Source organism: Kribbella albertanoniae (assembly GCF_004348455.1).
GTDB lineage: Bacteria > Actinomycetota > Actinomycetes > Propionibacteriales > Kribbellaceae > Kribbella > Kribbella albertanoniae.
On record NZ_SMKA01000011.1, the window covers coordinates 25,562 to 49,010 of the forward strand.

The 23,449-nt window shown below is 66.2% G+C and carries 30 protein-coding genes; all 30 read right to left on the minus strand.

The window, feature by feature from the left end:
• Window positions 1-22 precede the first annotated feature (22 nt).
• Entirely contained in the window at window positions 23-847 is an 825-nt protein-coding gene (gene map, locus E1261_RS05095; RefSeq protein ID WP_132402616.1) for a type I methionyl aminopeptidase, read from the minus strand.
• Between the two features lie 7 nt (window positions 848-854).
• Window positions 855-1,427, minus strand: coding sequence for an adenylate kinase (locus E1261_RS05100; protein ID WP_202874311.1), 573 nt, complete (start codon window positions 1,425-1,427; stop codon window positions 855-857).
• Window positions 1,427-2,728: a preprotein translocase subunit SecY gene (gene secY / locus E1261_RS05105; RefSeq protein WP_132402750.1), complete on the minus strand. Its 1,302-nt coding sequence runs from the start codon at window positions 2,726-2,728 to the stop codon at window positions 1,427-1,429. The genes E1261_RS05100 and secY overlap by 1 nt, the downstream gene beginning before the upstream one ends.
• A 135-nt stretch (window positions 2,729-2,863) precedes the next feature.
• Window positions 2,864-3,304: a 50S ribosomal protein L15 gene (rplO, locus tag E1261_RS05110; protein ID WP_132402619.1), complete on the minus strand. Its 441-nt coding sequence runs from the start codon at window positions 3,302-3,304 to the stop codon at window positions 2,864-2,866.
• Window position 3,305: 1 nt separating this feature from the next.
• Window positions 3,306-3,488, minus strand: coding sequence for a 50S ribosomal protein L30 (rpmD, locus tag E1261_RS05115; protein WP_132167341.1), 183 nt, complete (start codon window positions 3,486-3,488; stop codon window positions 3,306-3,308).
• Window positions 3,488-4,087 carry a 30S ribosomal protein S5 gene (gene rpsE, locus E1261_RS05120; protein ID WP_132402622.1) on the minus strand — a complete coding sequence of 200 codons (600 nt, stop codon included), beginning with the start codon at window positions 4,085-4,087 and terminating at the stop codon, window positions 3,488-3,490. Before rpsE ends, rpmD begins: the two co-directional genes overlap by 1 nt.
• A 31-nt stretch (window positions 4,088-4,118) precedes the next feature.
• Complete coding sequence (rplR, locus tag E1261_RS05125; protein WP_132402625.1) at window positions 4,119-4,502, minus strand: 50S ribosomal protein L18; 384 nt, start codon at window positions 4,500-4,502, stop codon at window positions 4,119-4,121.
• A 2-nt stretch (window positions 4,503-4,504) separates the two neighbouring features.
• Window positions 4,505-5,047, minus strand: coding sequence for a 50S ribosomal protein L6 (gene rplF, locus E1261_RS05130; RefSeq protein ID WP_132402628.1), 543 nt, complete (start codon window positions 5,045-5,047; stop codon window positions 4,505-4,507).
• A 27-nt stretch (window positions 5,048-5,074) separates the two neighbouring features.
• On the minus strand, window positions 5,075-5,482 hold the full coding sequence (gene rpsH, locus E1261_RS05135; RefSeq protein ID WP_132402631.1) for a 30S ribosomal protein S8: 408 nt from the start codon (window positions 5,480-5,482) through the stop codon (window positions 5,075-5,077).
• Between the two features lie 91 nt (window positions 5,483-5,573).
• Entirely contained in the window at window positions 5,574-5,759 is a 186-nt protein-coding gene (locus tag E1261_RS05140; RefSeq protein WP_132167346.1) for a type Z 30S ribosomal protein S14, read from the minus strand.
• 1 nt (window position 5,760) lies between these two features.
• Window positions 5,761-6,330, minus strand: coding sequence for a 50S ribosomal protein L5 (rplE, locus tag E1261_RS05145; protein WP_132402633.1), 570 nt, complete (start codon window positions 6,328-6,330; stop codon window positions 5,761-5,763).
• Window positions 6,330-6,719 (minus strand): 50S ribosomal protein L24, encoded by a 390-nt coding sequence (gene rplX, locus E1261_RS05150; RefSeq protein ID WP_132402636.1) that lies wholly within the window; start codon window positions 6,717-6,719, stop codon window positions 6,330-6,332. Before rplX ends, rplE begins: the two co-directional genes overlap by 1 nt.
• 1 nt (window position 6,720) lies before the next feature.
• Window positions 6,721-7,089, minus strand: coding sequence for a 50S ribosomal protein L14 (gene rplN / locus E1261_RS05155; protein WP_077019238.1), 369 nt, complete (start codon window positions 7,087-7,089; stop codon window positions 6,721-6,723).
• Between the two features lie 111 nt (window positions 7,090-7,200).
• Window positions 7,201-7,497, minus strand: coding sequence for a 30S ribosomal protein S17 (gene rpsQ / locus E1261_RS05160; RefSeq protein ID WP_132402639.1), 297 nt, complete (start codon window positions 7,495-7,497; stop codon window positions 7,201-7,203).
• Window positions 7,494-7,787, minus strand: a complete 294-nt coding sequence (gene rpmC, locus E1261_RS05165; protein WP_132402642.1) for a 50S ribosomal protein L29 — start codon at window positions 7,785-7,787, stop codon at window positions 7,494-7,496. The genes rpsQ and rpmC overlap by 4 nt, the downstream gene beginning before the upstream one ends.
• Window positions 7,787-8,206 carry a 50S ribosomal protein L16 gene (gene rplP, locus E1261_RS05170; RefSeq protein ID WP_132402645.1) on the minus strand — a complete coding sequence of 140 codons (420 nt, stop codon included), beginning with the start codon at window positions 8,204-8,206 and terminating at the stop codon, window positions 7,787-7,789. Before rplP ends, rpmC begins: the two co-directional genes overlap by 1 nt.
• Window positions 8,207-8,209: 3 nt before the next feature.
• Window positions 8,210-9,067: a 30S ribosomal protein S3 gene (gene rpsC, locus E1261_RS05175; RefSeq protein ID WP_132402648.1), complete on the minus strand. Its 858-nt coding sequence runs from the start codon at window positions 9,065-9,067 to the stop codon at window positions 8,210-8,212.
• 1 nt (window position 9,068) lies between these two features.
• The gene (gene rplV, locus E1261_RS05180; RefSeq protein WP_132402651.1) at window positions 9,069-9,677 is read right to left on the minus strand and encodes a 50S ribosomal protein L22; all 609 of its coding nucleotides are present in this window, start codon (window positions 9,675-9,677) and stop codon (window positions 9,069-9,071) included.
• A 51-nt stretch (window positions 9,678-9,728) separates the two neighbouring features.
• A complete protein-coding gene (gene rpsS / locus E1261_RS05185) occupies window positions 9,729-10,010 on the minus strand; it encodes a 30S ribosomal protein S19 (protein WP_130441496.1) in 282 nt (93 codons plus the stop codon).
• A 15-nt stretch (window positions 10,011-10,025) separates the two neighbouring features.
• Window positions 10,026-10,859, minus strand: a complete 834-nt coding sequence (rplB, locus tag E1261_RS05190; protein ID WP_132402654.1) for a 50S ribosomal protein L2 — start codon at window positions 10,857-10,859, stop codon at window positions 10,026-10,028.
• Window positions 10,859-11,164 (minus strand): 50S ribosomal protein L23, encoded by a 306-nt coding sequence (rplW, locus tag E1261_RS05195; protein ID WP_132402657.1) that lies wholly within the window; start codon window positions 11,162-11,164, stop codon window positions 10,859-10,861. The genes rplB and rplW overlap by 1 nt, the downstream gene beginning before the upstream one ends.
• Complete coding sequence (gene rplD / locus E1261_RS05200) at window positions 11,161-11,856, minus strand: 50S ribosomal protein L4 (protein WP_132402660.1); 696 nt, start codon at window positions 11,854-11,856, stop codon at window positions 11,161-11,163. Before rplD ends, rplW begins: the two co-directional genes overlap by 4 nt.
• The gene (gene rplC, locus E1261_RS05205) at window positions 11,853-12,509 is read right to left on the minus strand and encodes a 50S ribosomal protein L3 (RefSeq protein ID WP_132402663.1); all 657 of its coding nucleotides are present in this window, start codon (window positions 12,507-12,509) and stop codon (window positions 11,853-11,855) included. The genes rplD and rplC overlap by 4 nt, the downstream gene beginning before the upstream one ends.
• Before the next feature lie 16 nt (window positions 12,510-12,525).
• Window positions 12,526-12,834, minus strand: a complete 309-nt coding sequence (gene rpsJ / locus E1261_RS05210) for a 30S ribosomal protein S10 (RefSeq protein WP_012923688.1) — start codon at window positions 12,832-12,834, stop codon at window positions 12,526-12,528.
• A 391-nt stretch (window positions 12,835-13,225) separates the two neighbouring features.
• Complete coding sequence (gene tuf / locus E1261_RS05215; RefSeq protein WP_132402666.1) at window positions 13,226-14,419, minus strand: elongation factor Tu; 1,194 nt, start codon at window positions 14,417-14,419, stop codon at window positions 13,226-13,228.
• Between the two features lie 72 nt (window positions 14,420-14,491).
• Complete coding sequence (gene fusA / locus E1261_RS05220; protein WP_238176019.1) at window positions 14,492-16,552, minus strand: elongation factor G; 2,061 nt, start codon at window positions 16,550-16,552, stop codon at window positions 14,492-14,494.
• A 122-nt stretch (window positions 16,553-16,674) separates the two neighbouring features.
• Window positions 16,675-17,145, minus strand: a complete 471-nt coding sequence (rpsG, locus tag E1261_RS05225; RefSeq protein WP_132402672.1) for a 30S ribosomal protein S7 — start codon at window positions 17,143-17,145, stop codon at window positions 16,675-16,677.
• Complete coding sequence (gene rpsL, locus E1261_RS05230) at window positions 17,145-17,519, minus strand: 30S ribosomal protein S12 (protein ID WP_012923692.1); 375 nt, start codon at window positions 17,517-17,519, stop codon at window positions 17,145-17,147. Before rpsL ends, rpsG begins: the two co-directional genes overlap by 1 nt.
• A 409-nt stretch (window positions 17,520-17,928) precedes the next feature.
• On the minus strand, window positions 17,929-19,263 hold the full coding sequence (locus tag E1261_RS05235) for a nuclear transport factor 2 family protein (RefSeq protein ID WP_132402675.1): 1,335 nt from the start codon (window positions 19,261-19,263) through the stop codon (window positions 17,929-17,931).
• 322 nt (window positions 19,264-19,585) lie between these two features.
• The gene (locus E1261_RS05240) at window positions 19,586-23,446 is read right to left on the minus strand and encodes a DNA-directed RNA polymerase subunit beta' (RefSeq protein ID WP_132402678.1); all 3,861 of its coding nucleotides are present in this window, start codon (window positions 23,444-23,446) and stop codon (window positions 19,586-19,588) included.
• Window positions 23,447-23,449 lie beyond the last annotated feature (3 nt).

Sequence of the window (23,449 nt, forward strand, 5' to 3'; positions counted from 1 at the left end):
CCCGATGGACGGACGCGGAGGGTCAGTCGGCGAGCGCGCCGCAGGTGATCCCGAGCTCCGCGAGCTTGGCCGCACCACCGTCGAGCGAGGTCAGCACCCACGGTCCTTGCGGAGTGAGAGTGAACGTGTGCTCAGTGTGAGCAGCCGCGAGACCGTCGTCGGTCACCACGGTCCAGTCGTCGTCGAGCGTGTGATTGTCCTGCTTGCCGAGCGTCAGCATCGGCTCGACCGCGAGCGCCAGGCCCTCGACCAGCTTCGGGCCGCGACCCGGCTTGCCGAAGTTCGGCACGTTCGGCGGCTGGTGCATCGCCGAGCCGATCCCGTGCCCGACGAAGTCCTCGACAATCCCGTACGACGAGTTGGCGCGCACGTGGGCCTCGACCGCGGCCGAGATGTCGGTCAACCGGCCACCGAGCTTGGCGGCCGCGAAACCCCGCCACATCGACTCCTCGCAGATCCGGGCCAGCTCGAGCAGGTCGTCGCCGACCGTGCCGACCGGCACCGAGATCGCGGCGTCGCCGTGCCACCCGTTCACGATCGCACCGCAGTCGATCGAGATCAGGTCGCCCTCGGCGAGCACCCGCTCGCCGGGGATGCCATGCACGATCTCGTCGTTCACCGAGGCACAGATCGAGCCGGTGAAACCGTGGTAGCCCTTGAACGATGGCGTCGCACCGGAAGAGCGGATGTTGTCCTCGGCGATCGCGTCCAGCTCACCGGTGGTGATCCCGGGCTTGACGGCGTCGCGGAGCAGTTCCAGCGTGCGGCCGACCACCAGGCCGGCCGCACGCATGGCGAGGATCTGCTCGCGGGTCTTGATCTCGATCCCGCGGTCCTTGAAAATCATTCGTCCTTCAGTCGGTCAGTGATTTGAGTGCGGCGATGACGCGCTCGCTGACCTCGTCGATCTCGCCGACGCCGTCGACCTCGACCAGCAGCCCGCGCTGGCCGTAGACCGCCAGCAGCGGCTTGGTCTCGGCGGTGTACACGTCCTGACGGTGCCGGATGACCTCTTCGGAGTCGTCCGTGCGGCCGTCGGTGTGGGCCCGCTTGGTCATCCGGTCCACCAGCACGTCGATGTCGGCGACCAGCGCCACCACCGCGTCCAGCTTGTGGCCGTGCTCGGCCAGGATGCCGTCCAGTGTGCCCACCTGGGCGAGGGTGCGCGGGTACCCGTCGAGCAGGAACCCGTCACCGGCGTCGGCCTCCGACAACCGGTCGCGCACCATCGCGTTGGTGACCTCGTCGGGAACGTAGTCCCCGGCGTCCATGAAGCGCTTGGCCTCGAGCCCGAGCGGCGTCTCGTCCTTCACGTTCGCTCGGAAGATGTCGCCGGTGGATACGGCCGGGATATTCAGGCGTTCCGCAAGCACCTTTGCCTGCGTGCCCTTGCCCGCCCCGGGCGGACCCATCAGCAACATTCTCATCAGCGCAAGAACCCTTCGTAGTTACGTTGCTGCAGCTGAGACTCAATCTGCTTCACCGTGTCCAGGCCCACGCCGACCATGATCAGGATCGACGTACCACCGAACGGGAAGTTCTGGTTCGCACCGGCCAGGACCAGCGCGATCAGCGGAATCAGAGACAGCACGGCCAGGTAGATGGCACCCGGCAGAGTGATGCGGTTCAGCACGTAACTCAGGTATTCCTCGGTCGGCCGGCCGGCCCGGATGCCCGGGATGAAGCCGCCGTACTTCTTCATGTTGTCCGCGACTTCCTTCGGGTTGAAGGTGATCGAGACGTAGAAGTAGGTGAAGAACAGGATCAGAGCGACGTACACCGCCATGTAGATCGGATGGTCGCCCTTGACCAGGTGTCCTTGGATCCAGATCGCCCATCCCTTGTCAGCTTGGAACTGACTGATCAGGACAGGTAGATACATCAGGCTGGAGGCGAAGATGACCGGGATGACACCGGCCTGGTTCACCTTCAGCGGGATGTAGGTCGAGGTACCGCCGAACATCTTGCGGCCGACCATCCGCTTGGCGTACTGCACCGGGATCCGGCGCTGCGCCTGCTCGATGAAGATGACCGCGGCCATGATCACCAGACCGACGGCGATCACGACGAAGAAGGTCGCGAGACCCTTCTGCTTGCGGATGCTCCACAGGCTGGTCGGGAAGGTGGCGACGATCTGGGTGAAGATCAGGATCGACATACCGTTACCGACACCACGGTCGGTGATCAGCTCACCGAGCCACATGATCACGCCGGTACCGGCGGTCATGGTCAGCACCATGATGGAGACGTGGAACCAGTCGTCCTTGTAAAGCAGCGGCTCGAGGCAGCCGGTGAACAACCGGCCCGGGGTCCGGGCCAGCGCCACGAAGGCCGTCGACTGCAGGATCGCCAGACCGACGGTCAGGAAACGGGTGTACTGGGTGATCTTGGCCTGGCCCGCCTGGCCTTCCTTCTTCAGCGACTCCAGCCGCGGGATCACCACGGTGAGCAGCTGCAGGATGATGCTGGCGGTGATGTACGGCATGATGCCGAGCGCGAAGATCGCGAGCTGCAGCAGCGCACCGCCGGAGAACAGGTTGATCAAGTTGTAGAGATTGGCGTTCGCGCCGTTCTCCGCACTCTTGATACATGTTTGCAGCGACTGGACGTTCACGCCGGGGGCCGGCACGACGGAGCCGATCCGGAAGATCACGACGATGAAGAGCACGAACAAGATCTTCCGGCGCAGGTCCGGAGTCTTGAACGCGTTGGCAAAGGCGCCTAACACCCTGTCCTCCCACATGTTTCCTCTGCCCCGGGCAGGGCAGGGGTCTGGCATAGCAGCCGGGCAAGAGACGAACCAGGGCCCGTCCGACCGGTGCAGAGTATCAAGCACCGGGCGTTACGAGCCCTGGACCGCATGTCACACCTCGGTGGTGGTCCCCCCGGCGGCCTGGATCTTGTCCAGAGCCGACTTCGAGAACTTGTGCGCCGAGACCTGCAGAGCAACGGTCAGTTCGCCGTCACCCAGCACCTTCACCGGCTGACCACGACGGACCGCGCCCTTGGCGACCAGTTCGGCAATGCCGACCTCGCCACCTTCGGGGAACAGTTGTCCGAGCTTGTCCAGGTTAACGACCTGGAACTCCACTCGGTTCCTGCTCTTGAAGCCCTTCAGCTTCGGCAGCCGCATGTGCTGCGGCATCTGGCCACCCTCGAAGTACTCGGGGATGTTGTTACGGGCCTTGCTGCCCTTGGTACCGCGGCCGGCCGTCTTACCCTTGGAACCCTCACCACGACCCACGCGGGTCTTGGCGGTCTTGGCTCCGGGCGCCGGACGCAGGTGGTGAACCTTGAGCGCCATGTCAGTCAACCTCTTCGACGGTGATGAGGTGGCGAACCGCGCGCACCATGCCACGCACCTCGGGACGGTCCTCGTGGACGGCGCTGTCGCCGATCCGCTTGACGCCCAGGGTCCGCAGCGTGTCGCGCTGGTTCTGCTTGCCACCGATGCCGGAACGGGTCTGCGTCACCTTCAAGCGTGCCATCAGGATGCCGCCTCCGCCCGCGCCTTCAGCAGTGCCGCCGGAGCGACGTGCTCGACCGGCAGGCCACGGCGCGCGGCCACGGCCTCCGGGGTCTCCAGGGCCTGCAGCGCGGCCACCGTGGCGTGCACCACGTTGATCGCGTTGGAGGAACCCAGCGACTTGCTCAGGATGTCGTGGATCCCGGCGCACTCCAGTACGGCGCGCGCCGAGCCACCCGCGATCACACCGGTACCGGGAGCGGCCGGACGCAGCATGACGACGCCTGCGGCCTTCTCGCCCTGGACCGGGTGCGGGATGGTGCCCTGGATCCGCGGCACCTTGAAGAACGACTTCTTGGCCTCCTCGACACCCTTGGCGATCGCCGCGGGCACCTCCTTGGCCTTGCCGTAACCCACACCGACGGTGCCTTCACCGTCGCCGACGACCACGAGGGCGGTGAAGCTGAAGCGACGACCACCCTTCACGACCTTGGCAACACGGTTGATGGCAACCACGCGCTCGATGTAGGCGGTCTTGTCAGCTGCCGCACCACGACCACCGTCGCGGCCGCGGCGCTCACCACCGGCGCCGCCTCCGCGACGCTGCTGGCCTCCGCTCATTTCGAACTACCTTCCCTCTTGTTGGTCGCCATCAGAAACCGAGCCCGTTCTCACGAGCGGCGTCGGCCAGGGCCGCGATCCGTCCGTGGTACTTGTTGCCGGCGCGGTCGAAGACGACCGCCTCGATGCCCGCAGCCTTGGCCCGGTCGGCGATCAGGCCGCCGACGGTCTTGGCCTTGTCGGTCTTGTTGTCGCTCGCACCCCGCAGGTCGGCCTCCATGGTGGAGGCGGAGACCAGCGTCTTGCCGGCCACGTCGTCGATGACCTGAACGAACAGGTGCTTCGACGACTTGGTGACGACGAGGCGCGGCCGATCCGGCGTTCCGTTGATCTTCTTCCGGACGCGGATCTGGCGGCGCAGACGCGACGCCGTCTTCTTGGCGGAGTGCTTGTTGTGACGCAGTCCGATCGCCATGGTTACTTACCAGCCTTTCCGACCTTGCGGCGGACCTGCTCGCCGGCGTACCGCACACCCTTGCCCTTGTACGGCTCGGGCTTGCGCAGCTTGCGGATGTTGGCAGCGACCTCGCCGACCGACTGCTTGTCGATCCCGACGACCGAGAAGCGGGTCGGGGCCTCGACGTTGAACGTGATGCCCTCGGGAGCGTCCACCGTGATGGTGTGGCTGTACCCGAGCGAGAACTCCAGCTGGGTCGGTCCCTTGGACAGGACGCGGTACCCGACGCCGACGATCTCGAGCTTCTTCTCGTAGCCGTCCGTCACGCCGGTCACCAGGTTGGCGATCAGGGTGCGGGACAGACCGTGCAGTTCCTTGCTCTTGCGCTGCTCGTCCGGACGCGAGACGGCGATCGTGCCGTCCTCGTCGCGAGCGACCGCGATGGGCTCCGCAACAACGTGCGAGAGCTGGCCCTTGGGACCCTTCACGGTGACCGTCTGGCCGTCGATCGTGACGTCGACGCCGGACGGGACCGTGATCGGGAGCTTACCGATGCGAGACATGAGAGTGGTCCTCCTTCCGGTTCTTCGTCACCAGACGTAGGCGAGGACTTCCCCGCCAACGCCCTTGTGCTTGGCCTGACGGTCGGTCAGCAGTCCCTGGGAGGTCGAGATGATCGCGACACCCAGGCCACCGAGGACCTTCGGCAGGTTGGTCGACTTCGCGTAGACCCGCAGGCCCGGCTTCGAGATCCGGCGGACGCCCGCGATGGAACGCTCCCGGGTCGGGCCGAACTTGAGGTCGACGATCAGGGTCTTGCCGACGGCGCCCTCTTTGGGCTCCTCCACCTTGTAGGAGGAGATGTAGCCCTCCTGCTGGAGGATGTCGGCGATGCCCTGCTTGATCTTGCTGTACGGCATCGAGGTCGACTCGTGGTACGCCTGGTTGGCGTTGCGCAGACGCGTCAGCATGTCTGCGATCGGGTCGGTCATTGTCATGGCCTGGGGCCTCTTTCCCGCCGTGGTTTCGCCGGCCGGCGACCTACGGTGACTAGATGGTGAAGGGAGAAACGATCAGGGGTGGAGACGGTCACCAGCTGGACTTGGTCACACCGGGCAGCTCGCCCCGGTGCGCCATCTCCCGCAGGCAGATCCGGCAGAGGCCGAACTTGCGGAAGACCGCCTTCGGCCGGCCGCAGCGCTGGCAACGCGTGTAACCGCGCACCGCGAACTTCGGCGTCCGGGCCTGCTTGACCTTCAGTGCTGTCTTCGCCACGTCAGTTCTCCTTGAACGGGAAGCCGAGTGCCCGCAGCAGGGCCCGGCCCTCGTCGTCGTTCTTGGCGGTGGTCACCACGGTGATGTCCATGCCGCGGACCCGGTCGATGCGGTCCTGGTTGATCTCGTGGAACATCACCTGCTCGGTCAGGCCGAAGGTGTAGTTCCCGGTGCCGTCGAACTGCTTCGGGGACAGACCGCGGAAGTCGCGGATCCGGGGCAGCGCCAGCGACAGCAGCCGGTCCAGGAACTCCCACATCCGGTCGCCGCGCAGCGTGACGTGCGCGCCGATCGGCATGCCCTCACGCAGCTTGAACTGGGCGATCGACTTGCGGGCCTTGGTCACCTGCGGCTTCTGGCCGGTGATCGCGGCCAGGTCCTTGACGGCACCCTCGATCAGCTTGGAGTCACGGGCCGCCTCGCCGACGCCCATGTTCACCACGATCTTGGTCAGGCCGGGGACCTGCATCACGTTGGCGTAGCTGAACTCCTCGTTCAGCTTGCCGACGATCTCCTCGCGGTACTTGGTCTTCAACCGCGGCAGAACCCGCTCGGTCACGGTCTCGGTCATCAGATCTCCTCGCCGGTACGCCGAGCGATCCGAACACTCCGGAAACCGGCGTACGTCGAACCGTCGGGGCGCCGCTTCTGCACCTCGACGCGGTTGTAGCCGACGCGGGTGGTCACCTTCTGCTTCTTGCCGTCCTTCTCGACCTCGACCAGAAGCATCACGTTGGAGACGTGGATCGGGGCTTCCTGGGTGACGATGCCACCCGTGGTGCCGCCGCGCTGGGCCTGCTGCACCTTGGTGTGCTTCTTGACCCGGTTCACGCCTTCGACGATGACCTTCTCGGCATCGGGCAGGACCTGAATGATCTTGCCTTCGAGACCCTTGGACTTACCGGCGATCACGCGGACCTGATCGCCCTTCTTCACGTGCAACTTGCGCTGGGCAGCCATCTCAGAGCACCTCCGGTGCGAGCGAGATGATCTTCATGAAGCGCTTCTCGCGCAGCTCCCGGCCGACCGGCCCGAAGATACGGGTGCCCCGCGGCTCGCCATCGGCCTTGAGGATCACGGCGGCGTTCTCGTCGAACCGGATGTAGGAGCCGTCCGGACGCCGGCGCTCCTTCACGGTGCGAACGATGACGGCCTTGACGACGTCGCCCTTCTTGACGCCGCCACCCGGGATCGCGTCCTTGACGGTGGCGACGATCGTGTCACCGACACCGGCGTAGCGCCGACCGGAGCCACCGAGAACGCGGATGCAAAGAATTTCCTTTGCGCCCGTGTTGTCGGCGACCTTCAGTCGCGACTCCTGCTGGATCATCTGTTGATCTCCTGGTTGTCTCGCTGGTTCTCATTCACATGAGCCTTGCGGAACGAATAATTTCGATTGGTTTCCGGTCGGGGACCGGACCGCTTGCGGTGCCTGCTCGAGTTACTTGGCCTTCTCGAGGATCTCGACGACGCGCCAGCGCTTGGTAGCCGACAGCGGCCGGGTCTCCATCAGGAGGACCCGGTCGCCGATACCGGCGGCGTTCTGCTCGTCGTGTGCCTTGAGCTTGCTCGTGCGGCGGATGACCTTGCCGTAGAGCTTGTGCTTGACCCGGTCCTCGACCTCGACGGTGACGGTCTTGTCCATCTTGTCGCTCAGCACCAGGCCCTCACGGGTCTTGCGGCTGCTGCGCGCCTCGGGGGTCGTGCTCACGGTCTCGTCCTTCACGTTCTCGGTCATGCCTTCGCCTCGGCCTTCTCGCTGTCGTCCGCGGTCTCTGCGACCTCGGCCTCGGCCTCGGCGGCAACCGGGGCTTCGACCTCTTCGGTGATGCCGAGCGCACGCTCGGTCAGCACCGTGTAGATGCGGGCGATGTCCTTACGGACGGCACGCAGCCGGCCGTGTGACTCCAGCTGTCCGGTGGCAGCCTGGAACCGGAGGTTGAACAGCTCCTCCTTGGCTTCACCGAGCTTGCTCAGCAGCTCGTCCCGGCCCAGGTTCCGCAGCTCGGCGGCGGTCAGGATAGCCATCAGTTCTCACCTGCCTCTCGGGAGATGAAGCGGCACTTCATCGGCAACTTGTGGATCGCGCGGCGCATGGCCTCGCGGGCGACGTCCTCCGGCACACCGGAGAGCTCGAACATCACGCGACCCGACTTCACGTTCGCGATCCACCACTCGGGCGAACCCTTACCGGAACCCATCCGGGTCTCGGCCGGCTTCTTGGTCAGCGGGCGGTCCGGGTAGATGTTGATCCAGACCTTTCCGCCACGCTTGATGTGGCGGGTCATCGCGATACGCGCCGACTCGATCTGCCGGTTGGTGATGTAGTGGCTTTCCAGCGCCTGGATGCCGAACTCACCGAACGCCAGCGTGGTACCGCCCTTGGCAGCGCCGGAGCGCTTCGGGTGGTGCTGCTTGCGGTGCTTGACCTTGCGGGGGATGAGCACGGTTCAGCTCTCCGTTCCGGTCGTCTCGGCGGGCTTGTCGGCTGCCGGAGCAGTCGCCTCGGCCGCGGCCGGAGCCGCGTTCCGCGCGTTGTCCCGGCCACCGTCACGACGGCCACCACGGTCGCCGCCACGGCCACCACCGCGGTCGTCACGACCGCCACGGTCGTCACGACGGGCCGGCCGACGCTGCTGAGTGGCAGCGCGGGCCGCGGCCTGCGCCTCGCGCTCGGCCCGGGAGCCGGCCACGTCACCCTTGTAGATCCAGACCTTCACGCCGATCCGGCCGAAGGTCGTGCGGGCCTCGTAGAAGCCGTAGTCGATGTCGGCGCGCAGCGTGTGCAGCGGCACCCGACCCTCGCGGTAGAACTCCGACCGCGACATTTCGGCGCCACCGAGACGGCCGGAGCACTGGATCCGGATGCCCAGGGCGCCGCCACGCATGGTGGTCTGCATCGCCTTGCGCATCGCGCGGCGGAACGCCACGCGGCCGGACAGCTGCTCGGCCACACCCTGTGCGACCAGCTGAGCGTCCACCTCGGAGTTCTTCACCTCGAGGATGTTCAGCTGCACCTGCTTGCCGGTGAGCTCTTCCAGGCTGCCCCGGATCCGGTCGGCCTCGGCGCCGCGGCGACCGATGACGATGCCCGGACGAGCAGTGTGGATGTCCACCCGGACCCGGTCACGGGTGCGCTCGATCTCCACGCGGGAGATACCGGCGCGCTCCATGCCCTTGCTCAGCAGCTTGCGGATCTTGACGTCCTCGCCGACGTAGTCCTTGTACAGCTTGTCGGCGTACCAACGGCTCTTGTGATCGGTGCTGATGCCGAGACGGAACCCGTGCGGGTTAACCTTCTGTCCCACGTCAGGACTCCTTCTTCTCAGCGGTGGCCTTCTTGGCAGCCGCCTTCTTGGCGGTCGCCTTCTTGGCCGGCTTGTCGGCCGCCTCGGTCTTGTCGACCTTGTCGGCTGCAGCCTTCTTGGTTGCCTTCTTCGCCGGAGCCTTCTTGACCGTCTCGGCCTTGGCTTCGTCCGCCTTCTTGGCGGACTTGGCCGGTGCCTTGGCGGCGGGCTCCTCGATGACGCGCGGCTGGACAACCACAGTGATGTGGCTGGTCCGCTTGTCGATCCGGGTGGCCCGGCCCTGGGCGCGGGGGCGGTGACGCTTCAGCGTCGGTCCCTCGTCGACCAGGATCTTCGAGACGATCAGCTCGTCCCGGCTCAGGTGCTCGGTGCCCTCGGCGTTCGCCGCGGCGCTGTCCACGACCTTGTACACGGTCGCGGCAGCGGCCTGCGGGGCGAACTTCAGAGTGGCGAGTGCGTCGTCGACGCCCACACCGCGCACCAGATCGGCCACGCGACGCGCCTTCATCGGCGTCACGCGGACGAAGCGCGCGACCGCGAAGGCCCCGGGCTGCTCGCCCAACAGGCTCTCGCGACGGGCACTGACGGCCCTACGCTCTTGAACGCTCATGATGTTCGAATCTCTCCGTAGGTTGCTTTCGCGTCGTCAACTGACCAGCGGTCAGCGACGCCGTGACTTCCGGTCGTCCTTCTCGTGACCCTTGAACGTCCGGGTCGGGGCGAACTCGCCGAGCTTGTGCCCGACCATCGCGTCCGTCACGAACACCGGCACGTGCTTGCGGCCGTCGTGCACCGCAATCGTGTGGCCGATCATGTCCGGCACGATCATCGATCGGCGGGACCAGGTCTTGATGACATTCTTGGTGCCCTTTTCGTTCTGCACCTCCACCTTCTTTGCCAGGTGGTGGTCGACGAACGGGCCCTTCTTCAAGCTGCGTGGCATTCTGGCCGGCTCCTATCAGCGCTTCTTGCCGGCCTTGCGGCGCCGGACGATCATGCGGTCGCTTTCCTTGCGGGTACGGGTACGGCCCTCGGGCTTGCCCCACGGGGACACCGGGTGGCGTCCACCCGAGGTCTTACCCTCACCACCACCGTGCGGGTGGTCGACCGGGTTCATCGCGACACCACGGACGGTCGGGCGCTTGCCCTTCCAGCGCATCCGGCCGGCCTTGCCCCAGTTGATGTTCGACTGCTCGCCGTTGCCGACCTCACCGAGGGTGGCGCGGCAGCGTACGTCGACCATCCGGACCTCGCCGGACGGCATCCGCAGGGTTGCCATCCGACCCTCCTTCGCCACCAGCTGAATGCTGGTACCGGCGGAGCGGCCCATCTTGGCGCCACCACCCGGACGCAGCTCGACCGCGTGGATCGTGGAGCCGACCGGGATGTTGCGCAGCGGCAGGTTGTTACCGATCTTGATGTCGGCGGCCGGACCGTTCTCGACGATCGTGCCCTGCTTCAGGTTGGTCGGGGCGAGGATGTAGCGCTTCTCGCCGTCGACGTAGTGCAGCAGTGCGATCCGGGCGGTGCGGTTCGGGTCGTACTCGATCTCCGCGACCTTGGCCGGAACGCCGTCCTTGTCGTACCGCTTGAAGTCGATCAGGCGGTACGCACGCTTGTGGCCGCCACCCTGGTGCCGAGTGGTGATCTTGCCGCTGTTGTTGCGGCCACCCTTCTTCGGCAGCGGACGCAGCAGCGACTTCTCAGGGGTCGAACGGGTGAGCTCGACGAAGTCGGCCACGCTCGAGCCACGACGGCCCGGCGTTGTCGGCTTGTATTTGCGGATACCCATTACGACTGGCCTCCGAAGATATCGATGCGGTCATCGCCCTTGAGGGTGACGATCGCGCGCTTGGTGTCAGGGCGCTTGCCCCAGCCCGCGCGGGTCCGGCGACGCTTGCCCTTGCGGTTCAGCGTGTTGACGTCGTTGACCTTGACCTTGAACACCTTCTCGACCGCGAGCTTGATCTCGGTCTTGTTGGCGTCGGTGGCGACCTCGAACGTGTACTTCTGCTCGTCCAGCAGGCCGTAGCTCTTCTCGCTCACGACCGGCCGCAGCAGCACGTCCCGCGGGTCCTTGTTCACTCCGTGGCTCATGCTTCAACCTCCTGCTCGGCCTCGGTCGACGTTGCGACGGCCTTCACGGACTTACCTTTCGGGGCGCCGGCGACGAAGCTGTCGAGGGCGGCCTTGGTGAAAACGACCGCGTCGCTGCAGAGCACGTCGTACGCGTTCAGCTGGTCGGCGGCGATCAGGTGCACGTGCTGGACGTTGCGCAGGCTCAGCCAGGTGCTCTCGTCGGCCCGGTCCACGACGACGAGCGCCTTACCCGGGTCGGTCACCTGGGCCAGGACGTTCAGCGCACCCTTGGTGGACGGGGTGTCGCCGTCGAGGAAACTCTCGACCACGTAGATCCGGCCGTCCCGGGCCCGGTCCGACAGCGAACCGCGGAGCGCGGCGGCGATCATCTTCTTCGGGGTCCGCTGGCTGTAGTCACGCGGCGTGGGGCCGTGGACGACGCCACCACCGGTGAACTGCGGCGCGCGGGTCGACCCCTGACGGGCGCGACCGGTGCCCTTCTGGCGGTACGGCTTGGCGCCACCACCGGACACCTCGCCCCGGCGCTTGACCTTGTGCGTGCCCTGACGGGCCGCGGCCAGCTGCGCCACCACGACCTGGTGGATCAGCGGGATGTTGACCTGTACGTCGAACAGCTCGGCCGGAAGCTCGGCGGAACCCTTCTTGCTGACCTTGTCGCCCTTCACGGCGACGACGTCGACGGTGCTCACTTGGAGACCCCCTTCGCGGCGTTGCGGATCAGCACCAGGCCGCCCTTGGGACCGGGAACGGCACCCTTGAGCAGGATCAGGCCGCGGTCCGCGTCGATGGCGTGCACGGTGATGTTCTGCGTGGTGACCTTCTCGTGGCCCATCCGGCCGGACATCTTCATACCCTTGAAGACGCGACCCGGGGTGGCGCAGCCGCCGATGGAACCCGGCGAACGGTGCTTCTTGTGGACACCGTGGCTGGCGCGCAGACCGTGGAAGCCGTGCCGCTTCATGACACCGGCGAAGCCCTTGCCCTTGCTGGTGGCGGAGACGTCGACCAGCTCGCCGGCGGCGAAGGCCTCGGCGTTGATCTCCTGGCCCAGCGTGTACTCGCTCGCGTCGGCGGTCCGCAGCTCGAGCAGGTGCCGGCGAGGAGTCACGCCGGCCTTCTCGAAGTGGCCGCGCATCGGCGAGGTCACCTTGCGGGGGTCGATGTCACCGAAGGCGATCTGGACGCCGTCGTACCCGGCGTCGGCCGCGGTACGAACACCGGTGATGACACACGGGCCGGCCTGGATCACGGTGACGGGGACGACTCGGTTGTTCTCGTCCCAGGTCTGGGTCATGCCGAGCTTGGTGCCCAGCAGCCCTCTCGTGTTCTTGTGATTGCTCATCAGCTGTTCGCGTCCCTCAGAGCTTGATCTCGATGTCGACGCCCGCCGGCAGGTCGAGCCGCATCAGCGAGTCGACGGTCTTCGGCGTGGGGTCGATGATGTCGATGAGCCGCTTGTGGGTGCGCATCTCGAAGTGCTCGCGGCTGTCCTTGTACTTGTGCGGCGAGCGGATGACGCAGAACACGTTCTTTTCCGTCGGCAACGGCACCGGGCCAGCAACCTTCGCACCAGTACGCGTCACCGTGTCGACAATCTTGCGTGCCGAGCTGTCGATGACCTCGTGGTCGTAGGCCTTCAGCCGGATGCGGATCTTTTGTCCCGCCATCGCTTCGCTTCGTCCTTCTCTATCGTCAACGTCTACGCTGCTCCGACCCCCGCGGTCGGGTGTGTCGCCATGTGCCTGCAAATCTGCGCAGCACACGCGTGACTCACCGCTTCTTCGACCAGGGCTTGGGGATCGGGGCTCGGTCTCGGACCGGGCCTCGGCATGGTCTCCGGTCCGGCGCACCAGCCAGGAGCAGTTCCTTGAAGGAAATCGGCCTCTGGGGCGCGCCCCGGCAACCTCGCCTGAGCAACCTGAATATTGTGCCAGAGATCGGCGCCGAAACGCCAATCGGGTGGCTCTGACCCCGATCTCCCACCCACCTGAGCGGGGATCGGGGGCAAAGCAGAGGTCCGCGGGGCTCAGACTGCGAGCCCTCGCGGACCTCGTGAGATCACTTGAGGATCTTGGTGACCCGGCCGGCGCCGACGGTGCGGCCACCTTCACGGATCGCGAACTTGAGGTTCTCCTCCATGGCGATCGGCTGGATCAGCTCGACGTTCATGTCGGTGTTGTCGCCCGGCATGACCATCTCGGTGCCCTCGGGGAGGGTGACGACGCCGGTCACGTCCGTGGTACGGAAGTAGAACTGCGGGCGGTAGTTCTGGAAGAACGGCGTGTGCCGGCCGCCCTCTTCCTTCGAGAGGATGTAGACCGAAGCCTCGAAGGAGGTGTGCGGGGTCGTGGTGCCCGGCTTGATGACGACCATGCCGCGCTCGACGTCCTCGCGCTTGGTGCCACGAAGCAGCAGACCGACGTTCTCACCGGCCTGGCCCTCGTCGAGCAGCTTGCGGAACATCTCGATACCGGTGACGGTGGTCGTCTGCTTGGTCTCACGGATGCCGACGATGTCGACGGTCTCGTTGACCTTGACGATGCCGCGCTCGATACGACCGGTGATAACGGTTCCACGACCGGTGATCGTGAAGACGTCCTCGACCGGCATCAGGAACGGCTTGTCGACCTCGCGCTCCGGCTGCGGGATGTAGGAGTCCACCGCGTCCATCAGCTCGATGATCGACTCGCCCCACTTGGCGTCGCCCTGCAGCGCCGGGTGAGCGGCGACGCGGACGATCGGCGCGTTGTCGCCGTCGAACTCCTGCTCGGAGAGCAGCTCGCGGACCTCGAGCTCGACGAGCTCCAGGATCTCCTCGTCGTCGACCATGTCGCACTTGTTCAGCGCGACGACCATCGCCGGCACGCCGACCTGACGGGCGAGCAGCACGTGCTCACGCGTCTGCGGCATCGGGCCGTCGGTGGCGGCGACGACCAGGATCGCACCGTCCATCTGGGCCGCACCGGTGATCATGTTCTTGATGTAGTCGGCGTGACCCGGGCAGTCGACGTGGGCGTAGTGCCGGGCCTCGGTCTGGTACTCGACGTGCGCGATGGAGATGGTGATACCGCGCTGACGCTCTTCCGGCGCCTTGTCGATCTGATCGAAGGCCGACGCCTCGTTCAGGGTCGGGTACTTGTCGTGCAGCACCTTGGTGATCGCCGCGGTAAGAGTGGTCTTACCGTGGTCGATGTGACCGATGGTGCCGATGTTGACGTGCGGCTTAGTCCGCTCGAACTTCGCCTTAGCCACTGGGGCCCTCCTGGAAAGTGTTGACTTACGCCGTACGCCGACGCGCTGTGGGTTGGTTGGACCGGAGCGAGATTACTCGCCGCGGGCCTTCTTGATGATCTCTTCCGCCACGTTCTTCGGAACCTCGGCGTAGGAATCGAACTGCATCGAGTACGACGCACGGCCCTGGGTCTTCGACCGCAGGTCCCCGACATACCCGAACATCTCGGACAGCGGAACCGAGGCTTTGATAGCCCGGCTGCCACCGGGGCCTTCGTCCATCGACTGGATCTGGCCACGACGGGAGTTGAGGTCGCCGATCACTTCACCCATGTAGTCCTCGGGGGTGATCACCTCGACCGCGAACATCGGCTCCAGGATGACCGGATTCGCCCGGCGGGCGGCATCCTTGAAGGCCATCGAACCGGCGATCTTGAACGCGAGCTCCGAGGAGTCGACGTCGTGGTAGGCGCCGTCGGTCAGCGTGACCTTGACGTCCACCATCGGGTAGCCGGCCAGGACGCCGAACTCCATCGCTTCCTGGGCGCCCTCGTCCACCGACGGGATGTACTCCCGGGGGATGCGGCCACCGGTGACGGCGTTGACGAACTCGTAACCGCCCTCGCCACCGGCCTCGACCGAAGTCGGCTCGATGTTGATGATCACACGCGCGAACTGACCCGAACCACCGGTCTGCTTCTTGTGCGTGTAGTCGACCTTCTCGACCTTCTTCTTGATCGTCTCGCGGTAGGCGACCTGCGGCTTGCCGACGTTGGCCTCGACGCGGAACTCGCGCTTCATCCGGTCGACCAGCACCTCGAGGTGCAGCTCACCCATCCCGGCGATGATCGTCTGGCCGGTGTCCTCGTCGGTCCGGACCTGGAAGGTCGGGTCCTCCTCGGCGAGCCGCTGGATCGCGACGCCCAGCTTCTCCTGGTCGCCCTTCGACTTCGGCTCGATGGCGACCGAGATCACCGGTGCCGGGAACTGCATCGACTCCAGCACGACCGGCTTGCTCGGGTCGGCCAGCGTCTCACCGGTGGTGGTGTCCTTCAGACCCATCACGGCGACGATGTGGCCGGCGCCGATCGAGGCGATCTCTTCACGCTTGTTCGCGTGCATCCGGTAGATCTTGCCGATCCGCTCCTTGCGCCCCTTGGTGGGGTTCAGGACCTGCGTGCCGGTCTCGAGCTTGCCGGAGTACACCCGGATGAAGGTCAGCTTGCCCAGGTGCGGGTCGGCCGCGATCTTGAACGCCAGCGCCGAGAACGGCTCGCTGTCGTCCGGCTTGCGCAGCACGACCAGCTCGCCGTCCTTGACGTCGTGGCCCTCGATGGCCGGAACGTCGAGCGGGCTGGGCAGGAACGCGTTGATCGCGTCGAGCAGGGGCTGGACGCCCTTGTTCTTGAAGGCCGTACCGGTCAGCACCGGGGTCAGCTTGGAGGCGATCGTCGCGCGGCGGATGCCGGCCACGACCTGCTCCTGGGTGGGCTCGGTGCCCTCCAGGTACATCTCCATGATCTCGTCGTCGGCCTCGGCCAGCGTCTCGATCAGCTTGTCGCGCCACTCGGCCGCGATCTCGGTGTGGGTGGCCGGGATCTCCTCGACCGCGTAGTCCTCGCCCATCGTGGTCTCGCCACGCCAGGTGAGCGCCCGCATGCCGACCAGGTCGACGACGCCGATGAAGTCGGACTCGGCGCCGATCGGCAGCTGCAGCACCAGCGGTGTCGCGGCCAGCCGGTCGATGATCATGTCGACGCAGCGCATGAACTCCGCGCCGGTGCGGTCGAGCTTGTTCACGAAGCAGATCCGCGGTACGCCGTACCGGTCCGCCTGGCGCCACACGGTCTCGGACTGCGGCTCGACACCGGCGACACCGTCGAACACGGCGACGGCGCCGTCGAGGACGCGCAGCGAGCGCTCCACCTCGACGGTGAAGTCGACGTGCCCCGGGGTGTCGATGATGTTGATGGTGTGGTCTTTCCAGGTGCAGGTCGTCGCGGCGGACGTGATCGTGATGCCGCGCTCCTGCTCCTGCTCCATCCAGTCCATCGTGGCAGCGCCGTCGTGGACCTCACCGATCTTGTACGTGATACCGGTGTAGAAGAGGATCCGCTCCGTCGTCGTCGTCTTACCGGCGTCGATGTGAGCCATGATTCCGATGTTGCGGACCTTGGCCAGGTCGGTGGTGATTTGTACGGCCACCTCGGTGGTCTACCTCTCGATTCTGAGCTGCATAAAAAGTGTGCGTGCGGAGGTCCGGAGCGGACCCCGGATCACCAGCGGTAGTGAGCGAAGGCCTTGTTGGCTTCGGCCATCTTGTGCGTGTCCTCGCGGCGCTTGACCGAAGCACCCAGACCGTTGGAGGCGTCCAGGATCTCGTTCATCAGGCGCTCGGCCATCGTCTTCTCGCGACGAGCGCGGGAGTACGACGTCAGCCAGCGCAGGGCCAGCGTGTTCGAACGGCCCGGCTTGACCTCGATCGGCACCTGGTAGGTGGCGCCACCGACGCGGCGGGACTTCACCTCGATGCTCGGCTTGACGTTGTCGAGCGCGCGCTTGAGCGTGATGACCGGGTCGGTGCCCGTCTTCGTCTTCGTGCCCTCGAGGGCCGTGTAGACGATGCTCTGCGCGATCTGCTTCTTGCCGTCGACCAGGATCTTCGAGATCAACTGGGTGACGAGCGGCGAACTGTAGACCGGGTCGATGATGACCGGCCGCTTCGGGGCGGGACCCTTGCGCGGCATTAGCTCTTCTCCTTCTTCGCGCCGTAACGGCTACGAGCCTGCTTACGGTTCTTCACACCCTGGGTGTCGAGCGAACCGCGGATGATCTTGTACCGGACACCGGGCAGGTCCTTCACACGACCGCCACGCACGAGCACGATCGAGTGCTCCTGCAGGTTGTGGCCGACGCCGGGGATGTACGCGGTGACCTCGATGCCGCTGGTCAGGCGGACACGCGCGACCTTGCGAAGGGCCGAGTTCGGCTTCTTCGGCGTGGTGGTGTAGACGCGCGTGCACACACCGCGACGCTGAGGGGAACCCTTCAGGGCGGGCGTCTTGTTCTTGGACACCTTGTCCTGGCGGCCCTTGCGGACCAGCTGCTGAATGGTGGGCACCGCGTAGGTCTCTTTCTGTCGTCCGGCTTTCTGCTCATGCTGTTGTGCCTGACCCCCGCGGTCGGGTGTGTCGCGTGCACACGGGCGTACCGGAGCCGTAATCTTTCAGACTGTCGGCAGGAGTCCCATGCCACGCGCGCACACCCTGAATGTCACGAGGGGCACGCATGACGGCCCAGGATGACCCGGGCACGATCGTTAAGACTAGCGGCTGCCTCCAGCACGGTCAAAATGACTGACTGCGCTGTGGTGAGGCGGAACCGCTGGTCCAGTCTACAGGCTTCCCGGCGTCCCTCTCACCGCCCCCGCAGCAGGTATCACCGCAAGACCAGTGGGCCGCTGGATCGGCGCCGCTCGCGCGGCGCCGCAGAACGTCCAGCAGGCGGATCACCGTCTCATCCGGACCGGCTCAGGAGCGGAATTCGACGTCCGTGATCAGGCCTTCGGAGACCCGGTAGAGCCCGAGCCGGGCCATCGGCTCACCGCTGTCGTGCGCAACCTGGTGCTCGACCACCCACTCGCCGACCATCAGCTTCTGCACCACCTCGGTCTTGCAACGGCCGGCGTCGAACAGCGGCCGGTAGAGCTCGCGGAGGAACCGGCGGCCCTTCAACTCGGTGCCGTCGGCAAACGAGATCCGCGCGGTCGGCGCATACATTGCCAGGAACGCCTCCAGATCGTGCGCTGCGTAGGCCGAGTGCTCACGTCCGACCACCCGCGCGGCGGCGGTGTCGCCGCCACTGAAGGAGCTGGAGATGCTGCTGAGCAGGTCGGCCGTCTCCGGCAGTTGCGCACTGGCGGGTGCGGCAGCTACCGGCTTCGCGGAAGCAGTCTCGGCCGGCTCGGTCGTCACCGGCTCCGGCAGCTCAGTCACGACCGGCTCCGCCATGACAGGCAGAGGCTCGGCTTCTTCCTTGACCGGTGCGGGTTTCGGCTTGGTGGCAGCCGGCGTCCGCCGGGTGCTGGTGGTTGTCGTCCTGGCCTTCGGTGGCGGGACGAGGAGGTCGCCCTGGGTCCCCGGCTCTTCGCCCAGGTGGGCGATCGCCCAGTCCAGAGCCTTGGTGACGGCGGCGCGTGATTCTTCGGTGTGGTCGAGCATGTCGAACCCGTGGTGCCCTTTCGGTACGTCGATGATGTCCAGCGCGGTGCCACCCGCGGAGACGAACTCCGCAACAGGGCCGGCGAGCTCTGCCCGCTCCAGCCCGGCCCTGGTGAGCAGCACCGGCAAGTCCTTGTGTTTGCCGATGACTTCGGCAGCGTTGACCAGATCGTCGACACCGGGTGGGGTGGCGAGCAGCGGATAGGTGAGGGCGACGCCGCGCAGCCAGTCGGGGCGGCTGTCCAGCCACTCCCCCGCCAGCAGACCGGCACCGGAGAAGAACCACAGCACGACCCGGTCCGGGTCGACGCGCGGATCAGAACGCAGTACGCCGATCGCTGCCTCCACCTCGTCCGCGGCCGTGGACAGCTTGTCCAGGCCGCCGATGAGGCTGTGATCGACGACGGCGGCCACCGCTCCACGGCGAGCGGCGGCGGTCGCATAGCCCTTGAACACCGGCCAGTCCCGGGGCGTCGCCCCGGGATCGGGAGGTGCAGGACCACCGTGCACAAAGAGAATCGCACCGGTCCGGGCGCTGCCGGTGGGCCGGTAGATGTCGAGCTTCCCAAGCCTGTCGACCCTGACTTCAGGCCCGCCCAGTTCACCTAGGACGAAGGGCCGCAGGTAGGCCGGAAGATCCGTCATGACCCAATCTTGGACTATCCCCCCGACACTTCGAACCGCCACCCCGAGTGTCCCCGCAGTTACGATCCGAAACGTCCGATTTCCCTTACCCGCAAAGCGTTTGAACCACCCCAGCAACAGGTGCCCGAGATCGCGGGCCGACAGTCACCTTGAGCACCCATCAACCATCTGGCAGCCGCCGAAACAGTCGAACCGTGCTCAAGGTCGTACCGGCTCGGCGGATCACCCCGAAAACGCCGGTACGGCGGCACCCCCGAGGGGATGCCGCCGTACTGCGTTACTTCTTTCCCCGCCCCACCGCCCCGGACAGGGATGACTCTGATCAGTTCTGGTACGAACCGAGGTCGAAGTCGTCGAGCGGGACCGACTGCCCGGCGGACGGGCCGAAGTCGTAGTCGTACGACTCGTAGCCGACCATCGAGTACATCGCGGCCTTCGCCTCCTCGGTGGGCTCCACCCGGATGTTGCGGTAACGGTCCATGCCGGTACCCGCCGGGATCAGCTTTCCGATGATGACGTTCTCCTTCAGACCGACCAGGGAGTCGGACTTGCCGTGGATCGCGGCCTCGGTCAGGACGCGGGTCGTCTCCTGGAAGGAGGCGGCCGACAGCCACGACTCGGTGGCCAGCGAGGCCTTGGTGATACCCATCAGGACCGGACGGCCGGAAGCCGGCGTCCCACCCTCGGAGACCACGCGACGGTTCTCGCCCTCGAACAGGATCCGGTCGGCGAGCTCACCCGGAAGCAGGTTCGCGTCACCGGACTCGATCACCGTGACCCGGCGCAGCATCTGCCGGACGATGATCTCGATGTGCTTGTCGTGGATGGCCACACCCTGCGACCGGTACACGGCCTGGACCTCGTCCACCAGGTGCTCCTGCGCCTTGCGAACACCCAGGATCCGCAGCACTTCCTGCGGGTCCGGCGTGCCCTGCATGAGCTGCTGGCCGACCTCGACGTGCTGACCCTCTTCGATCAGCAGACGACCACGCTTCGACACCGGGTAGGCGACCTCCTCGGAACCGTCGTCCGGGGTGAGCACCAGCTTCCGGGTCTTGTCGGTGTCCTCGATCGAGATCCGGCCGGCCGCCTCGGAGATCGGCGCCTTGCCCTTCGGCTGACGGGCCTCGAACAGCTCGACGACACGCGGCAGACCGTGGGTGATGTCATCACCCGCGACGCCGCCGGTGTGGAAGGTACGCATCGTCAGCTGCGTGCCCGGCTCACCGATGGACTGGGCCGCGATGATGCCGACGGCCTCACCGATGTCGACCGGCTTGCCGGTCGCCAGCGAGCGGCCGTAGCACTTGGCGCAGGTACCGGTCTTGGCGTCACAGGTCAGCACGGAGCGGACCTTGACCTCCTTGACCCCGGCCTCGATCAGCTTCGCGATCGAGACGTCGCCCAGGTCGGCGCCCGCGGTCAGCACGATGCTGCCGTCGGCCCCGGCCGTGTCGGTGGCCAGCGTCCGTGCGTACGCGCTGGTCTCGACGTTCTCGGCGTGTACGACGCGGCCGTCCGGACCGTCCTCACCGATCTGCTTGGGCAGACCGCGCTCGGTGCCGCAGTCCTCCTCGCGGATGATGACGTCCTGCGAGACGTCCACCAGACGACGGGTCAGGTACCCCGAGTCGGCGGTCCGCAGCGCGGTGTCGGCCAGGCCCTTACGAGCACCGTGCGTCGCGATGAAGTACTCGACGACGCTCAGGCCCTCACGGAAGTTGGCCTTGATCGGACGGGCGATGATCTCGCCCTTCGGGTTGGCCACCAGACCACGCATACCGGCGATCTGCCGGATCTGCATCATGTTTCCGCGGGCGCCCGAGTGGACCATCATCCAGATCGGGTTGTGCTTCTCGAAGTTCTCCTCCATCGCCTTGCCGACCTCGGCGTTGGCTCCGGTCCAGATCTCGATCAGCTCCTGACGCCGCTCGGACGAGGTGATCAGACCCCGCTCGAACTGCTTCTGGACCTTCTCGGCCTGCGCCTCGTACCGCGCCATGATCTCCGGCTTGGACGGCGGCGTGCTGAAGTCGTCGATGGACACGGTGACACCGGACCGGGTGGCCCAGCGGAAACCGAGGTCCTTCAACGCGTCGAGGGCGTGTGCGACCTCGACCTTCGTGTACCGCTCGGCCAGGTCGTTGACGATCCCGCCGAGCTGCTTCTTGCCGACCTCGAGGTTGACGAACGTGTAGTCCGCCGGCAGCGTCTCGTTGAACAGCGCCCGGCCCAGCGTGGTCTCCAGCGAGAACCCGCCGTTGGACAGCTCGTCCGAGCCCTCCGGCGCACCCGCGCCGGTGAGCCGCAGGGTGATCTTGGCCTGCAGCGACAGCTCACCGCGGTCGAAGGCCATGATGGCCTCGGCGACCGAGCTGAACGCCCGGCCCTGACCCAGCGCGTCGTCCTTCAGCATCGTCAGGAAGTAGATGCCGATGATCATGTCCTGCGTCGGCATCGTGACCGGACGGCCGTCGGCCGGCTTCAGGATGTTGTTCGTCGAGAGCATCAGGATCCGCGCCTCGGCCTGGGCCTCGGCCGACAGCGGCAGGTGCACCGCCATCTGGTCACCGTCGAAGTCGGCGTTGAACGCCGAGCAGACGAGCGGGTGGATCTGGATCGCCTTGCCCTCGATCAGCTGCGGCTCGAACGCCTGGATACCCAGCCGGTGCAGGGTAGGCGCACGGTTCAGCAGCACCGGGTGCTCGGTGATGACCTCTTCCAGCACGTCCCAGACCTGGGCGCGCTGACGCTCGACCATCCGCTTGGCGGACTTGATGTTCTGCGCGTGGTTGAGGTCGACCAGCCGCTTCATCACGAACGGCTTGAACAGCTCCAGCGCCATCGCCTTCGGCAGACCGCACTGGTGCAGCTTCAGCTGCGGGCCGACGACGATGACCGAACGGCCCGAGTAGTCGACTCGCTTGCCCAGCAGGTTCTGACGGAAACGACCCTGCTTGCCCTTGAGCATGTCGGACAGCGACTTCAGCGGCCGGTTGCCCGGGCCGGTGACCGGACGGCCACGACGGCCGTTGTCGAACAGTGCGTCGACGGCCTCCTGCAGCATCCGCTTCTCGTTGTTGACGATGATCTCGGGCGCACCGAGGTCGAGCAGCCGCTTGAGGCGGTTGTTCCGGTTGATCACCCGGCGGTACAGGTCGTTCAGGTCGGAGGTGGCGAACCGGCCACCGTCGAGCTGGACCATCGGCCGCAGGTCCGGCGGGATGACCGGGACGCAGTCCAGGACCATACCCATCGGGCTGTTGTTGGTGGCCAGGAACGCGGTGACGACCTTGAGCCGCTTCAGGGCGCGGGTCTTGCGCTGGCCCTTACCGGTCTTGATCGTCTCGCGCAGGTTGTCGGCCTCGGCCTTCAGGTCGAAGGTCTCGAGCCGGCGCTGGATCGCGGCCGCGCCCATCGCTCCGGCGAAGTACTTGCCGAAACGCTCCTTCATGGCACGGTAGAGGATCTCGTCACCCTCGAGGTCCTGGACCTTCAGGTTCTTGAACCGGGTCCAGACCTCGTCGAGGCGGTCGATCTCGCGCTGCGCACGGTCGCGCAGCTGCTTGACCTCACGCTCGGCGCCTTCCTTCACCTTGCGGCGGACGTCGGCCTTCGCGCCCTCGGACTCGAGCTGCGCGAGGTCCTCCTCGAGCTTCTTCATCCGGGTCTCGATGTCGTTGTCACGCCGGTTCTCGAGCTGCTTGCGCTCGACGTCGGTCCGGCCCTCCAACGACGCGAGGTCACGGTGCCGTGCCTCGTCGTCGACGTCGGTGATCATGTACGCCGCGAAGTAGATGACCTTCTCGAGGTCCTTCGGGGCGAGGTCGAGCAGGTAGCCGAGTCGCGACGGGACACCCTTGAAGTACCAGATGTGGGTGACCGGCGCGGCCAGCTCGATGTGGCCCATCCGCTCACGCCGCACCTTGGAGCGGGTGACCTCGACGCCACACCGCTCGCAGATGATGCCCTTGAAGCGAACGCGCTTGTACTTACCGCAGTAGCACTCCCAGTCCCGGGTGGGACCGAAGATCTTCTCGCAGAACAGGCCGTCACGCTCAGGCTTGAGCGTCCGGTAGTTGATCGTCTCCGGCTTCTTGACCTCGCCGTGCGACCACTGGCGGATTTCGTCCGCAGTGGCCAGGCCGATCCGAAGCTCGTCGAAGAAGTTCACGTCGAGCACGAT

Coding starts and splice junctions, on each gene's coding strand:
- rplO (WP_132402619.1), bottom strand. CDS start 3,304: ATGGCGCTCAAGGTTCACCACCTGCGTCCGGCGCCCGGAGCCAAGACC.
- rpsE (WP_132402622.1), bottom strand. CDS start 4,087: ATGAGCGGAGGCCAGCAGCGTCGCGGAGGCGGCGCCGGTGGTGAGCGC.
- rplE (WP_132402633.1), bottom strand. CDS start 6,330: ATGACCGAGACCGTGACCGAGCGGGTTCTGCCGCGGTTGAAGACCAAG.
- map (WP_132402616.1), bottom strand. CDS start 847: ATGATTTTCAAGGACCGCGGGATCGAGATCAAGACCCGCGAGCAGATC.
- rpsJ (WP_012923688.1), bottom strand. CDS start 12,834: ATGGCGGGACAAAAGATCCGCATCCGGCTGAAGGCCTACGACCACGAG.
- rplF (WP_132402628.1), bottom strand. CDS start 5,047: ATGTCTCGCATCGGTAAGCTCCCGATCACGGTCCCGTCCGGCGTCGAC.
- fusA (WP_238176019.1), bottom strand. CDS start 16,552: ATGGCTCACATCGACGCCGGTAAGACGACGACGACGGAGCGGATCCTC.
- rplN (WP_077019238.1), bottom strand. CDS start 7,089: ATGATCCAGCAGGAGTCGCGACTGAAGGTCGCCGACAACACGGGCGCA.
- rpmD (WP_132167341.1), bottom strand. CDS start 3,488: ATGGCACGCTTGAAGGTGACGCAGACCCGTTCCGGCATCGGTGGCAAG.
- rplC (WP_132402663.1), bottom strand. CDS start 12,509: ATGAGCAATCACAAGAACACGAGAGGGCTGCTGGGCACCAAGCTCGGC.
- rplV (WP_132402651.1), bottom strand. CDS start 9,677: ATGAGCGTTCAAGAGCGTAGGGCCGTCAGTGCCCGTCGCGAGAGCCTG.
- rpsQ (WP_132402639.1), bottom strand. CDS start 7,497: ATGACCGAGAACGTGAAGGACGAGACCGTGAGCACGACCCCCGAGGCG.
- rpsH (WP_132402631.1), bottom strand. CDS start 5,482: ATGACAATGACCGACCCGATCGCAGACATGCTGACGCGTCTGCGCAAC.
- rpmC (WP_132402642.1), bottom strand. CDS start 7,787: ATGGCTATCCTGACCGCCGCCGAGCTGCGGAACCTGGGCCGGGACGAG.
- rpsS (WP_130441496.1), bottom strand. CDS start 10,010: ATGCCACGCAGCTTGAAGAAGGGCCCGTTCGTCGACCACCACCTGGCA.
- rplB (WP_132402654.1), bottom strand. CDS start 10,859: ATGGGTATCCGCAAATACAAGCCGACAACGCCGGGCCGTCGTGGCTCG.
- E1261_RS05235 (WP_132402675.1), bottom strand. CDS start 19,263: ATGACGGATCTTCCGGCCTACCTGCGGCCCTTCGTCCTAGGTGAACTG.
- rpsG (WP_132402672.1), bottom strand. CDS start 17,145: ATGCCGCGCAAGGGTCCCGCCCCGAAGCGGCCGGTCATCATCGACCCG.
- E1261_RS05100 (WP_202874311.1), bottom strand. CDS start 1,427: ATGAGAATGTTGCTGATGGGTCCGCCCGGGGCGGGCAAGGGCACGCAG.
- rplX (WP_132402636.1), bottom strand. CDS start 6,719: ATGGCTGCCCAGCGCAAGTTGCACGTGAAGAAGGGCGATCAGGTCCGC.
- rplW (WP_132402657.1), bottom strand. CDS start 11,164: ATGAGCCACGGAGTGAACAAGGACCCGCGGGACGTGCTGCTGCGGCCG.
- rplR (WP_132402625.1), bottom strand. CDS start 4,502: ATGGCGATCGGACTGCGTCACAACAAGCACTCCGCCAAGAAGACGGCG.